General features: G+C 61.1%; 10 protein-coding genes. 5 read left to right on the top strand and 5 right to left on the bottom strand.

The window, feature by feature from the left end; translation table 11 throughout:
* Window positions 1-140 precede the first annotated feature (140 nt).
* Both P9L99_15805 and P9L99_15800 read left to right on the top strand, forming a co-directional pair.
* A complete protein-coding gene (locus tag P9L99_15805; GenBank protein MDP8224824.1) occupies window positions 141-626 on the top strand; it encodes a hypothetical protein in 486 nt (161 codons plus the stop codon).
* Window positions 626-1,126, top strand: coding sequence for a hypothetical protein (locus tag P9L99_15800; protein ID MDP8224823.1), 501 nt, complete (start codon window positions 626-628; stop codon window positions 1,124-1,126). The genes P9L99_15805 and P9L99_15800 overlap by 1 nt, the downstream gene beginning before the upstream one ends.
* Before the next feature lie 4 nt (window positions 1,127-1,130).
* Here P9L99_15800 and P9L99_15795 read toward each other — a convergent pair whose 3' ends face one another.
* Together P9L99_15795 and P9L99_15790 are read right to left on the bottom strand one after the other, a co-directional pair.
* Entirely contained in the window at window positions 1,131-2,915 is a 1,785-nt protein-coding gene (locus P9L99_15795; protein MDP8224822.1) for a hypothetical protein, read from the bottom strand.
* Entirely contained in the window at window positions 2,912-4,567 is a 1,656-nt protein-coding gene (locus tag P9L99_15790) for a hypothetical protein (GenBank protein ID MDP8224821.1), read from the bottom strand. The genes P9L99_15795 and P9L99_15790 overlap by 4 nt, the downstream gene beginning before the upstream one ends.
* Window positions 4,568-4,707: 140 nt before the next feature.
* Between P9L99_15790 and P9L99_15785 the strand changes: the two genes are divergently transcribed.
* The 3 genes from P9L99_15785 to P9L99_15775 are packed head-to-tail and all read left to right on the top strand — an operon-like array spanning window position 4,708 to window position 7,995.
* Entirely contained in the window at window positions 4,708-5,445 is a 738-nt protein-coding gene (locus P9L99_15785) for a glycosyltransferase family 2 protein (GenBank protein MDP8224820.1), read from the top strand.
* Window positions 5,445-7,154, top strand: coding sequence for an asparagine synthase (glutamine-hydrolyzing) (gene asnB, locus P9L99_15780; GenBank protein MDP8224819.1), 1,710 nt, complete (start codon window positions 5,445-5,447; stop codon window positions 7,152-7,154). Before P9L99_15785 ends, asnB begins: the two co-directional genes overlap by 1 nt.
* Window positions 7,147-7,995, top strand: a complete 849-nt coding sequence (locus tag P9L99_15775; protein ID MDP8224818.1) for a glycosyltransferase — start codon at window positions 7,147-7,149, stop codon at window positions 7,993-7,995. The genes asnB and P9L99_15775 overlap by 8 nt, the downstream gene beginning before the upstream one ends.
* Before the next feature lie 10 nt (window positions 7,996-8,005).
* Here the strand turns inward: P9L99_15775 and P9L99_15770 are convergent, their stop codons facing one another.
* The 3 genes from P9L99_15770 to P9L99_15760 all read right to left on the bottom strand — a co-directional run bounded on the left by P9L99_15770 (window position 8,006) and on the right by P9L99_15760 (window position 13,145).
* The gene (locus P9L99_15770) at window positions 8,006-10,060 is read right to left on the bottom strand and encodes an alkaline phosphatase family protein (GenBank protein MDP8224817.1); all 2,055 of its coding nucleotides are present in this window, start codon (window positions 10,058-10,060) and stop codon (window positions 8,006-8,008) included.
* A gap of 58 nt (window positions 10,061-10,118) precedes the next feature.
* Entirely contained in the window at window positions 10,119-12,791 is a 2,673-nt protein-coding gene (locus tag P9L99_15765) for an ATP-binding protein (GenBank protein MDP8224816.1), read from the bottom strand.
* A gap of 132 nt (window positions 12,792-12,923) precedes the next feature.
* A complete protein-coding gene (locus P9L99_15760) occupies window positions 12,924-13,145 on the bottom strand; it encodes a hypothetical protein (GenBank protein MDP8224815.1) in 222 nt (73 codons plus the stop codon).
* Between the last annotated feature and the right edge of the window lie 78 nt (window positions 13,146-13,223).

The following is a 13,223-nucleotide window of genomic DNA, read 5'->3' as shown; positions in this document are numbered from 1 at the left end:
GTATCCCGCTTGATGCACCTTTTACGCCACGTGCTGGCACCATAGCGAGACCACGCGCGATTCGTCAACATGGCCGCGGGTCTTCCGCGTCTCGCGGTGCGGTGCTACCATAGCGCCGACTCGAGTTTCGGGAGGCGGCGATGCGTTTTCGTTTGGTGATGATTTTACTCGTTTTTCTCACGGCGTGCGCGACGGCAAAGATGGTCGGCCCAGGCGGTGCGACGTTGAAAACCCACACCGATAAAACCTTGCGGATGCAGATCCCCGTGCCCGAAGGTTGGACTGTGCAATGGCGCAACGAACCGGTTCGTTCGCTGCACATCCAAGAGGAGTCAGGCGACAGCCGCATCGTCGTCTACGTCAACCCTCAAGCGATTTCCGCGCGCCAAGTGTATGAAGAGATTCTCAAGGACCGCAAATACCAAGACGCCGCGGCGCTACAGGGCATTGTCGATGAACGGCCGGCCCTGGGCCTCCGGAAAACAAAACATGGCATGACCGCCACGGCCTTCGTCATCGACCACGATAACGGCGTGTACGTGATGGTGATGTTGGCCGACGACGCGGCGGACCAGGAATTGATGGACTTCATTTTCGCTCGCGTGCGCTTTACCGGGAGCCCGTGATGCGACGGCTCTGGGCGCTATGGCTCCTGCTCGCCGTGGTTGGGTGTGCGGGGCGTACGCCGCAACCGGCGCTACTACCACCGGCCTCCGATTTGGAATTGCGTCGCGTCGACCTTCCCGACTTCGGCATGCGCATCTCGATACCCGTGAACTGGGCGGCCAAGCCGACGCTGCCGGGCAACCGTGTGTGGATCGGTCCCCGCCGCGCCCGCGGCCGTGCCGATTTGCGCCTCGTGACCGGCACCGAGTACCGTCGGCCTTTAGAAGACCTTGTCGTAGGCTTGGCGCGTATGCGGGGCGTCGCGACTCCCACCGGCGTCAACGCGACGACGGTCGCCGGCCACGAAGCAATGACTTGTTCCGGACACCGGGGCGGCCGACGTATGGTGGCGTTCGCGTGGCAAGAGGACGAGCGCACGACGGTGATCGTGGCCAGTTGGATCGACGATGAAGACGGTGCGGCGTTAGCGACGATGATCGCCACACTCGCCGAACGTTAGCGCCTTAGCCGCGACGCGCGATCGCCAAGACGCCGCGCACCACGATGAGGCCGCCCACCACGCCGCCCAGGACGACGAGGCCCCCAAGTAGCCAGAACAAAAGAATCCACATCGCGTTCGCGTCGCGCGATTCGCCAAGGCCGATGTCCATATTCAGGTCGGCCAGGAATTTGACGCCGGCGCCGGTCTCCACCGCCCCGACAGCCAGGCGCGGCCGTTTGGCCGATAGCCACGCGAGCGGATGGCTCAAGTCACCGGCGCTCTTGTCCAGCAGCGGCACCAGGTTGATCCACGCGACGAGAGGTCCGTCTTGCGGCACGAAATCCGCGGCGCGGGCAAATTCATCAGGCGGTCGCCCGCTTTCCAGGTTGCGGTGGTAACGGTCGGCCAGAGTTCGCGATTGCGACAGCACCAAGCGGTTGTCCGAGATGCGCCAAAAGAGGCTGGTCGTTCCCAGCGTGAGGTGTTGAGTGTCGGTCAGCAGGCGTTGTAGATCCGCGCCTCCGGTTACCTGGTCCGCGACGGCCGCGACTTTTTCGCGAACCCCGGCCGGTAACTGTTGCAGCAGGGAGTTGAGTTGTGCGGAGTCGGCCACTTCCGCGAGCTTTTCGCCGACGCTTTGGCCGTCTGTACCGACGGGAGCCTGCAACGCCGCGGCCTGTTCATTGGCGGTTTTGGACAGTTTCTCAAGCATGGACGTCATTTCGGCGGGATCTTCGACGAGGAAAACATACACCGGCTCGCTTAGCATTTTCTCTTCGGAAAACACGATCGCAAGTTCGTGCCCGGCGTGGTCGAGCAGACTTTGCAGCGCGAGCGAAAGCAGTTGGCGCCGCAGCTTCGTGAGTCGACCCTCGCTGTCGAATATGCCGATCATGACCGGCGCCAGTTCCGAGGCGCGATTTATGCGAAGCGCCGCATACCCGACCGTGCCGCTATCCGGGAGACTGAGCGTCGCGAAAGGATCGCCGGTTCTCTGCGTATAGGGGCTGACGATTTTTCCCGGTACGGCGACGATTTCGAATTCGGCCCGCCACCGCCCGTTTTCGATGTCCAGCCCGCCGACCGCATAGTCGATGCCGGTGGCGTTGACGAAAGTGCGGGCGTCGATTTTTCCGGTCGGCTTCGACGGAACCCGAAACGGCGTTCGCGATAGTACGTAGAACACGATGTCGGCGTCCGGTGCGTTGCGCCGCGCCCGCGCCAAGCGCTTTCCAGCGGCATCGACGCCGGACTCGACCCCGGCCATCGTGGCGACGCTTGCCATCACGTTGTCCGCCGATCCGGCCACGAAATAGTTATCCAGAAAGGCGTACGCCATCGGCGGTTGCACGATGACGGGCCGACCGTGGTGCGTCACAGCCTGCCCTTTGAGAAAGCCGACGCCGAAGTTCATCAGGTCGGAGGCGACGCGCCCGGCAAAGCCCAAATCGACGTAGAAGGTCATGATCTCGGGTTGTTGCAAGTTGGGTGTGCGATCGTGCGGGAACGCGATGTAGACGCGGCGCACGAAGTGCCGCAGCCCGGTGAACAGCCAATCCTTTTCGCGGGATTTGCGCCACAGATCGAACGCCGGTTTCAGCGCTTTTCCGGTTTCGTGATTTTCCAGTTGAAGGGCCAGTTCCGAATTCGCGGCGCGGTCCACCCAATCCACGGGATCGTTAACCATGATCAGCGCTTCGGTGTTCCCGGGGGCCAAGTCGGCGATGTCGCTGTAACCGAAAAACAAATAAAACGGCCAAGGTAACAGCAATGCGGCAACAAGGAATTGGAGCCAAAGTCGTTTCAAGGACTGTTTCCTCCGTCGAAGGGCGCCAGCCGTCCGTGATCGAATACCATAATCTTCGCGCCGGGCTTGTCGAGAAGTTGCGGATCGACGCCGACCGCCACCGCCGTCAGACCGAAGGGCCGCGACGCGGCGACGGCCTGATAGTAAAACGGGCCGAGGCGTCGATCCATCCCCGGCTGCAGGTCGCGGTTCGCATCGGGCGGCAGCAAGTAATTGTGAACCGAACCCGGTGGCTGCCGGACCTCGAAACCCGCCTGCCCCGTACGGCGACACACCGGACCGGGCGCATCCGACGCGGCCAAGCCCGCCAGCAGTACGTGGTGTACGACCACGGCTGTATTCGGTCGACGCAAGCGCAGCGCCTGATGCAAACCGTTGCGCATGACAAAGGCACCGCGCAACGTGTCGGGTACGGTAAGTACGATGATGTCGGTGGTCGGCGGGTCGGCGGCTTTGTCCAGATCATCCACGACCGTAGCGGCCAAGTCGGCTGCCTCACGCCAGAGCATGGATTGTCCCGCGGCCACGCCGAGACACAATGCGAGCCACGCACCGAACCCGAGGTACGCCACTTTGCGCAGTAGCGGCCGCCGGTCGTTGAGTCCCGCCGCAACCAAACCGCCCACGGCCACGGCCCACCAGGCGCTCGCCGCGAAAATGTGTAGGCGTCGCGGATAAAGATGCGCCACCGGCGCCAACGCCAGCAAACCCGCGATCGCGCCGCAACGAAACGCCGGGATGCGCCATAGCCGCGCGGCGAAAAACACGATGGCGCCCAGCACGACAACCGCCGGTCCCAACACCGCCCACGGGTGCGTCATTACCCACGGGATGGCGTCATCCAGACCCAGCGGCAAAAAATAGAGTTGCAGGTAACGAGCGACGTCTCGAAGGACGAACAGGCCGTAGTGCGACGGTAACGCGAAACCGACAACGACGGCGCGGATCAATGCCCATATCGCCAAAGCGGCCAGCCAAATGCCTGCTGCGGAAAGGGAGGCGCGCCACGTCGGACGGGGGGTCAGGTGGCGATCGATAAGCAAGAGGATCAGCGGCGCGAGACAAACGACCTCGTGGGCGAACAGGGCCGCGAAAAAAGCCAGCGCGCCCAACGGCGCCACCACGTCGCGTTCCGTGCGTCGCGCCCAAACGTGTATCCACAGGCCGCCCAACAACAACGCCGTGGCCGGCACTTGTCCGACGCCGGAAATCCAGACGACGTTTTCTACGTGGGCCGGAGCGACGGCGAACGCGAGCGCCGCAAGTAGGGCGACGCGGCGATCGAAACAGGCTTCGACGAGCAGGAAGAGAAGCACGGCGGCGAGCATGCCAAGAATCAAGTGGACAGCGTGAAAAGCCATTGGGTGAGCGCCGAAAGCGTGAAGTTCCAGCCAAATCATCGCCAAAGTCAGGGGGCGATAATCGGCCGTGCCACCAAGGTTGTCGCCGTTGAGAATGTGCCCGAGCGTGTCGTTTCCCAAGGTGTGCATCTTCACGAAATCGTCGCTGACGAACGAGTCGGCAAGATTGGGCGCGAAGATAAGCCCGGCCGCGGCCACGATCACAATCATGAGCCAACGTGCGTGACGCGACGCCGTGTCGTCCTTTGGTGCCATGGCGAAAAGGATGCGCGAGGGCGGCTTTGGGGTCAACCGCCTCCTGTCGCTTTCCGACGCCTTATGCTAGGGTTTTGACACAATTTTTCAGCCGGGGGACGGCTCGTGCGAATGAAGCGCGCCGCGCCGCGAATGGTTTTCGCTCCCCCGCGCCAACCGACGATGGTAAAACGCCAATGAGCGACAAAACGCCTGATTTGAGCATCATTATTCCTTGCTTCAATGAAGAGGGCGCCATATCTCAACTGGGCGAGCGCATCGCCGAGTTGCGCGAACACTTGGATTGGTCGTACGAGTTGGTGCTGATCGACGACGGCAGCGGCGACAACACGTGGCTGGAGATTCAAAAGCTGCAGCAACGATACGACTTCGTCGCGCCGGTGCAGCACCCCGAAAACCGGGGCATCGTCGCCGGCTGGCATACCGGCTTCGCGGCGGCGAAAGGGCGTTACGTGGTCACGATGGACGCCGACCTGCAGTATCGGCCGGAGGACATCATCGCCTTGAAGCGGAAGCTCGACGAGACCGGCGCCGAAGTCGTGCAGGGCGCTCGCGTAAAGGAACTTGAGCGCTCCGCGTTGCGCCGCCTGATGACCGCCGGGCTCTCATGGCTACTAAATCTGATGTTCGGGATGAAACTCGTCGACAACAAAAGCGGCTTCATTCTCTGCCGCCGCGAAGTCTTCGGCGACATCCTGACGACTCGCTACCAATACCGCCACTTCCAGCATTTCATCGCCGTTTCGGCGCACGCCAAGGGATACCGCATCGTGCAAGTGCCCGTCGTGTTCGACCCACGTGTCGCCGGGCAATCGTTCATGCGCCATCCGGTCCACTTTGCCTTCACTGCCATCGCCGACCTGCCCTGGGCGTTATGGGAATTTCGCTTCAGGCGTCGAAAGGCGGTGAACTGATGTGCGGCATCGCAGCGATATGGGGACGAGGCGACATCGAGCCGATGACGCGGATGCTCGCGCACCGTGGCCCCGATGAAGAGGGATTCTATCGCGACGGCCCCGTGCAACTGGGCAGCCGGCGGCTGAAAGTTATCGACCTGGTCACCGGTACGCAGCCGATTCAGAGTCCGGACGGCAAATTCGTCATCGTCTACAACGGCGAAGTATTCAATTACAAGGAGCTGCGCGCCGAACTGGAGAGTGAATACGAGTTTCGAACCCAAACCGACACCGAGGTCATTCTCAACGCCTACCGCAAATGGGGCAAAGACTGCGTCACGCGCTTCAATGGACAATTCGCCTTTGTGATTTACGACGGCGAGCGTTTTTTCTGCGCCCGCGACCGCCTCGGTGAAAAGCCGTTCTACTGGGCCCATAACGAACACGGTTTTTACGTCGCCAGCGAAATCAAAGCGCTGCTGACCCAAATCGAATCGGCGCCGCGCATCACGGAGGCATTCTGGGTGTTTGACGCTCCGCTTGCCCCCGACACGATTTTCGAGGGCGTGTGCGAATTGGGCCACGGGCGCACGCTGACCTACGACGGTCATGAAGTGACGATCGAGAGCTATTGGGAATCGCCGCGCCCCGACGGCGACGACGACCGGAGTGACGACGAACTGGTGGAAGAACTCGCCGCATTAATCGAGGATGCCGTTCGCATTCGCATGGTCGCCGACGTGCCGGTGGGGTTGTTTCTATCCGGCGGCTTGGATTCCAGCATCATGGCGGCGGTGGCGCGCCCGAGCCAGGTTTTCAGTTGTCGCTTTCCTCTTGGCGTAGCATTCGACGAGTTCGAGCACGCGAAGACGATGGCGGACCACATTGGCGCCGCGCAGCACGTCGTCACGCCCAAACCCGAAGATTTGCAGACGGAACTTGAAAACATCATCTGGCACCTGGACCAGCCGATCGCCACGGCCTCGACGATCAGCGAGTTCGCGCTGGCACGCACCGCGGCGAACCACGTGACGGTCGTGTTGGGCGGCCAAGGCGCCGATGAAATATTCGCCGGGTACGTGCGTTACTTGCTGATGCAAGTCGAGCACGAACTGGGCCGCCGCACCGAACTCAAAGCGTACCATCCCCTGGCCCGTTTCTTTTGGCGGCACGACATGTTCGGTGACGTGGTCGGCCGCTATTTCCACTTGATTCATCGCGCGCAGGTCGCCGACCCGACCGCGCACATTGACCGCATTCGCGCTTTCTTCCAGGCGGGCCGCAGCCTGCCGGACTGCCTCGGCTTGACAGACCTGCACATCTCGCTGCCGAGCCTGATCCAGATGAACGACCGCGCCGCGGCCGCGTTCGGCCTGGAGAATCGTTGCCCCTTCCTCGATCATCGCATTGTCGAATTCGCGTTCCGCCTGCCGCCGCACCTTAAAATCCACGACCTGACAACCAAGGTCATCCTGCGGCGCGCCGCAACGCGTTGGGTGCCGGACTCCATCGTCAACCGCAAGGACAAAAAAGGTCTCGTCGTACCCATCGACCGGTGGCTGAACGGTCCGCTCAAGACGTGGGCGAACGAACTGATCGGGTCGCTGGAAAGCCGCGGCTTGGACATCCCGCCGCCGACGCCCCGAGGCGAATTCGATCGCAGCCGTTACACGAAGGCGTGTCTCGAGTTGTGGTTCCGTCGATTCTTCCCCGGTTGGCATGCCTAGAATCAGCGCCATTGTTGCCACGCGCGACCGCCCGGAATGGGCTCGGGAAGCGGTGGCGTCGATCGCGGCGCAAACGTATCCACCGATGGAAATCATTGTGGCCGACGATGGCGACGGCCGCACCGGAACGCAACTCGCCGCGGAATTCGACGCGACGGCGATTCACACACAAGGTGTGGGTCCGGCCCGCGCCCGACATGCGGCGATTGAGCGAGCCGGCGGCGACTGGCTGGCCTTTTGCGATGACGACGACACGTGGCACCCGGAGCGCCTGGCGCGACAAGTGGAGATCATCGAAGCGGCAACGGCGCTGGTCTACTCGGACGCGCAACGCAGCGACGGGCACCTGGAGTTCACCCACCGTAATCCGAGCGCGGGTCGCGTGTTCGGCAGCTTGCTGCTCGACAATTGGATACCGACCAGCACCGTTCTACTGCGCCGCGAAGTCTACGACCGCGCGGGCGGTTTCGACGACCGTTACGTGCCGGCCGAAGATTACGCGTTGTGGCTGGCGGTCAGCCGACTCGGCCGCTTCGCTCGCGTCGACGAGCCACTGGCAACTTATCGGATTCACGAAGCGCAACTGCAAAGCGATCGCGCGGCGATGGCCAAGGCAACGGCCGACGTGGTCGAAGACGCGTTGAGGCATATCGGCTGGCGCGCCCAACAGATACCCAACCTCGCGATGCGTCTGCGTCAATTGCGTTTCATGCAGGGGCGGGCGTTGGCGGCCCAAAGCGACTATGCTGCGGCCCGCAAAGCATATGCGCAAGCTTGGGCTCACCAGCGCGCCTACCTGAAAGCGCCCATCTTTTTCGCACTCAGCTATTTCCGGATGTAAGGCGGCAGCCTCAGAACGGCAAGGTTTGCACAGCAATGGCGCCGCGGGCGGCGGCTAATACGCGTTCGGCCTCGTCGTGACGACCGGTTCGTTGCAGCAAACGGCGCAAAGCGACCCATGCGTCGACGTTGTCCGGCGCAATGCGCAAGCAAGCCAACAGCGCTTCCTCTTCTTGCTCGGTGTCGCCGATTTGGCCGTACGCCTGCGCGAGTTGCAGCCACGCATAGGTACCGGTCGGATCCGCTTCCGTCGCGTTGCGTAGCGGTTTGACGGCCCGGCGCCACTGGTTGCGTTCGACGAACACGAGGCCGAGTTCAAGTTGGGCAACCGGCATCGGCTCGGAAGAAAACGTGATCGCGTTTTCCAGGGCGTCGACCGCGGCGTCCAAATGGCCGAGCTTACGTTCGGCCCGTCCCAGCACCAGCCAGAGGTTGGCATCTTTCTCATGATCGCCAAGCACGACTTTGACCACCGCGGCGGCTTTTTTGGGGTCGCGAGCGGTTAGATGGATTTCGGCCAGAACAAGCACCGGCGCGACCAAACCGCGATTCATGGCGAGGGCCGGCCGCAGATCGCGCTCGGCCAAATCCGTTCGCGCCCCGGCCAAATGGGCCTCCGCCGCCGCCATCGCCACCGCGCTACGTAGTCCGCGTTCGGCATGACTTTTCGGCGAGTCGCCCAACGCGGCCGCCGCTTCGGCGAAATTCGTCAACGCCTCGCCGATTCCTCGGGCGTACAAGCGCACCTCTCCCAGCACGTATTGGCTGACCGGATTCGACGCGTCATTATCCAAATCGCGCAGGGCTTCGGTCGCGGCGCCGGTCACCTGTCCCCGCTCCAGCAATTCAAGGGCGTACCGGTTGCGGGGATTGAACGGCCGACCCTGCGATCCGGCCAGATCGCGCACCCAGGCCGCGCGTGCCCGCAGGCGCCGGTCGGTCAGCGGTGTTTCTTTGGGATAGGGCCGCCGCAGAAAAATGTCGTGGCTGGCAATTTTCGGCCGGAGCGAAGGCTTCTGTTTCCACGCCTCCTCGAAGGGATTGCCGGGCATCTGTTCCGACAACGGCAAATCCATGTGGGCAAGAGCCATGGGCACGAAATCCAGCACCGTGGGATTCTCCATACGACGACCGGGTTCAATGCCCGGCCCTATCACGCCGACGACGCCGTTGATTCGGTGCGCGTACTCGCGCCCTTCCCCGCGCCACGGCCCGGGACTGGCATTGTTGGAGGCAACCATGATCAACGTGCGCGGCCCGGCTAAATCCAACAACCGGCCTAGGGCCTCGTCGATGCGGCGCACGTGCTTGCGCGAGACTTTCGCATACGCCGGACGGCGGCGATTTTCCCCCAACAAGCGGCCGATGCCGGCAAAATGTCGCGGCGAGTTGACGCCTTCCAGGTACACGGCCAGAAACCGGACGCGCGGCCAAGCCTGCTTTGCCAAGTCCGGCACTTGGGACAGCGACGCGACAGCAATACGAGCGCGTAGCGAACCGCCCGGCGGCGTCGTGATCGCGAAATGCGGGTAGTCTTCGGGCAACTCCGGAACCGGCAGGGTTTGCCCGGCGATGGCTGAAATGGCGCCGAGACCGCGATAGAAAGCCAGATCATCGATGCCGATTTCCAATTCCGAAGGCAGCGGCGCGCTACCCGGCCAGCCGATGACGCCGGCGGGAATATGGTTCTGCGCCATGATTTCCCAAACGGCGCTCGCGTCCCTTTCGGGTACGACCAACTCGCCTTTTTTTTCGTCGTAGACAATCGGTTCAATAACGTGGTGGTCGGCATCGGTGCGACCGGTCGCGACGGTGACCCAGAAGCCGGCCGAGAAGATGGGTTCCGGGCTTTCCAGCACGCCCCACGCGCCGTCACGACGCAGGCGGGCGAAGTTCGGCGCCTCCCCGGCCTTGACCATGGCGTTGATGAGATCCCAACTCACGCCCTCGATACCGATCAACAAAACCCGCGGCTGTTCCTCCCATTTCGACAGGCACGCAATCGGCGACAGCAACACAATCGCGAGGACGAGCGCCACGACAATCTTGGCGGTCGCCTGCCGCATCACGCAAAAAAGGCCCCTTGCGGGGCCCTTCGTGTTGGTTTTGACTGGCACGCGTCGGCTATTTCCCGTCACCGGATTTCTTCTTCGTCTTCTTCTTCGTTTTTGTTTCTTTCGCCTTCTTCTTTTTACCGTCTTCGCTTTTCTTTGACGGCGCCTTGCTTTTCACCGGGGCCGTTTTCTTTGCGGGTTTGACTTTTTTCACCGGAGCCGTTTTCTTTGCGGGTTTGGTTTTTTTCACCGGTGATTGGACATCGATCCCGTCGTCATCGGCAGCGTCGTTCCGGTCCGGCGGCCGACCAAACTTACGCAGTCCGAGCGCCATTTCACGCAGTCGTTTGTCGACGAGGAAATTGACCGTGCCTTCCGGGTAGTTGCCATCCTTGCCGCGTCGGCCGGCTGCAACGCCGGTCAGGACACTGATGCCTTCGTCGAGGTTTTGGACGGCCCAGATATGGAACTTGCCTCGTCTGACCGCGGCGACCACTTCCTTGTTGAGCATAAGATCCTCGACGTTTTGGACGGGGATCATCACTCCCTGCTTGCCGTTGAGTCCGCGGGCTTTGCATACTTCGAAGAAGCCTTCGATTTTTTCGTTTGCACCGCCGATCGGTTGGACTTCGCCTTTTTGGTTCATCGAACCGGTTACGGCGATGCCCTGTTCGATGGGCAGGCCCGACAATTCGGAAAGCAGCGCGTACATTTCGGTGGAGCTGGCGCTGTCGCCGTCGATGCCGCCGTAGCTTTGTTCGAAGGTCAGGCTGGCGTGGATGCTCAACGGTTTGTCGTGTGCAAAGCGGCCGCGCAGGTAGCCGGTCAGAATCAGAATGCCTTTGTCGTGGATCTTGCCCGACAGCTTGCTCTCCCGTTCAATGTTGACGATCGAGCCGCTGCCCATACCGACCTCGGCGGTGATCCGCGAGGGGTGTCCGAAGTCGTAATCGCCAAGCATGGAAACGGCCAAGGCGTTCACTTGTCCCACGACGCCACCGTCGGAGCTGATCATGATGACGCCGTCGGCGATCAATTCCTGCAGCTTGTCTTCGTATAGCGATAGGCGTTCGCGGCGCGCATCCAGCGCCATTTGGATGTGCTTGTCGGAGATCAGTTTCTTTTTCTGGTCTCTTGCGTAGTAATTCGCCTCACGCAGAATGTCGGCGATGATGGAAAAACGCGTGGAGAGTTTCTTCTGCGTGCCGGCGATACGCACGCCCTCCTCGACAATCGCCGCGACGCCCTTCGAGGTGAGATGGAGAAGGTTTTCGTCGGTCACGACCTTGTGGAGGAACGAGGCGTAGCGAACGATCATCTCCTCGTTCTTGTCCATCTCGTGATCGAAGTCCGCCTTGATCTTGAATATCTTTTTGAAGTCTTCGTCGTGACGACTCAGCAAGTGGAAAAGCCACGCGTCGCCGATGGCCACGATTTTCAGTTGAATGGGAATGGGTTCGGGTTTCAAACTGGAGACCAGCATCCAGTAGAAAGCGTCCCAACCCTCGATTTCCAGTTCGTGGGTTTTCATCGCGCGTTTCAGGTTGATCCACACACCGGGTTCGGAAACGGCGTCTAACAAGTCGATAACCAGCACGCCGCCGTCCGCTCTCGCGATGCTGCCGGCGCGGATCTTCGTAAAATCGGTCGACCAGTTGCCGTTCTTGCCGATGGTCTTTTCGATGAAGCCAAACAGGTTCTTATACGTGGGCGTGTTTTCGATGATGACAGGGCGGCTTTTGGATCGGGAGTTGTCGACCAACACGTTCACTTGAAATTCGATGAACTCGTCTTTGTTCTGGCCTTCGAGAATCATCATCGGCTGCGCCGCCTGCTGTTGCGGCTGCTCCTCGCCGTCTTTGAAACGGGACAAACCCGAAAGGACCGCGTGCTGAACTTGTTCGAGATACTCGCGCACCGCCTCGGACTTGAACTTCTCGCGAATGTCGGAAAGCAAGTCCGACACGAGCGAAATACCGTAACTCTGTTCGAGCTCGTTGAGCGCCTCCTTCATATCCTTTTCGATCTGCCGCACGCGCTTCATGGTCGATTCCAACTCGTTGCGCAGCATGGCGTGCTGTTCTTTGAGGCGCGCCAGCGTTTCGGCAGGGAAGTTGCCGTTGGCCGCAAGATTCTCGAGTTGTTCGAACTGAACGGGTTGGTTTTCGATGAGCGGCAAAATCATCGGCCGGGTGAAGGGACCCATCTGCACCTGCACCATGGCAAAACTCTCGGCCTTGATCCGGCTTTCGAGCTGCCGGAAGTGCTCCTTCTGAAGATTCCGATGCTCTTCAATAATTTCGTCGCGTCGGTCTTTGTATTCGGTGTTGTCGAATATCGTGGGGATCGTGCGCTTCATGTCCTCGACGAATTCCGCCATCTCTTTTTTGAACAACGCGCCCTGCCCGGGCGAAAGCTTCAAGCAAAGGGGCTTCTGCGGTTCGTCGAAATTGTGAACGTACAAAATGTCCCGCGCCGGCGGGAGTGACTCGTCCATGCGTTTCAACAAAGCCTTGACTGTGGCCATCTTGCCGGTGCCGGAAAGCCCGCTGACATAAATGTTATAACCGTGAGCCTCGAGATTCAGACCCAGTTCAATCGCCCGCAATGCCCGCCCTTGGCCGAGCACACCGTCGAGCGGTTTAGCGTCTTTGGTCGTACGAAAACCGAAACAAGTCGGATCGCAACGCCAGCGGAGCTTCTTTGTGGGAACTCGAAATGCGTCGCGTTTGACCGTGGCCATCACACCTCCTGCGCATTAATATTCGTTCGATATTAGAGTTGAGAAGCATACCGGCGCAAGGTGCCGCCCGCACTTTTGGTAACCCTTGATTTCAACGCTGTCGGACGGAAGGTTTTTGGGGAGTGTGAACGGCTACGGTAGGGCCGTGTCGGCGACCGCGGGCAAGTCGTAATTCGCCACGCTGGAGACTTTTGCGGGAGGTTCGCCGCTCGAGGAATACGGCGACGTGCCGTCCGCAGCCGGAACAACCGACGCCCCACCAACGGCGATGAAAAGGATGACGGCGAATAGGAAAATCGCCAGCCACGCGGCCAGTTCCAGGTATCGACGTTGCTGCAAAGTCAGGGCCGTCATGTGCCAAACCTCCTGATGGCGGATGCCGCGGCGTCCGCTTGCATTTCTCCGATGATGATACGCCGCAAGAACCGTACC

This window comes from Candidatus Lernaella stagnicola (assembly GCA_030765525.1).
Classification (GTDB): Bacteria; Lernaellota; Lernaellaia; order Lernaellales; family Lernaellaceae; genus Lernaella; species Lernaella stagnicola.
The sequence above is the reverse complement of the archived record's forward strand: the minus strand, read 5'-3'. Positions and strand labels throughout refer to the sequence as shown.

What these genes read in the sequence shown, in the direction of transcription:
- P9L99_15775 (MDP8224818.1), top strand. Translation starts at nt 7,147, where the DNA reads ATGCCTAGAATCAGCGCCATTGTTGCCACGCGCGACCGCCCGGAATGG.
- P9L99_15765 (MDP8224816.1), bottom strand. Translation starts at nt 12,791, where the DNA reads ATGGCCACGGTCAAACGCGACGCATTTCGAGTTCCCACAAAGAAGCTC.
- P9L99_15805 (MDP8224824.1), top strand. Translation starts at nt 141, where the DNA reads ATGCGTTTTCGTTTGGTGATGATTTTACTCGTTTTTCTCACGGCGTGC.
- P9L99_15785 (MDP8224820.1), top strand. Translation starts at nt 4,708, where the DNA reads ATGAGCGACAAAACGCCTGATTTGAGCATCATTATTCCTTGCTTCAAT.
- P9L99_15770 (MDP8224817.1), bottom strand. Translation starts at nt 10,060, where the DNA reads ATGCGGCAGGCGACCGCCAAGATTGTCGTGGCGCTCGTCCTCGCGATT.
- P9L99_15800 (MDP8224823.1), top strand. Translation starts at nt 626, where the DNA reads ATGCGACGGCTCTGGGCGCTATGGCTCCTGCTCGCCGTGGTTGGGTGT.
- P9L99_15760 (MDP8224815.1), bottom strand. Translation starts at nt 13,145, where the DNA reads ATGACGGCCCTGACTTTGCAGCAACGTCGATACCTGGAACTGGCCGCG.
- asnB (MDP8224819.1), top strand. Translation starts at nt 5,445, where the DNA reads ATGTGCGGCATCGCAGCGATATGGGGACGAGGCGACATCGAGCCGATG.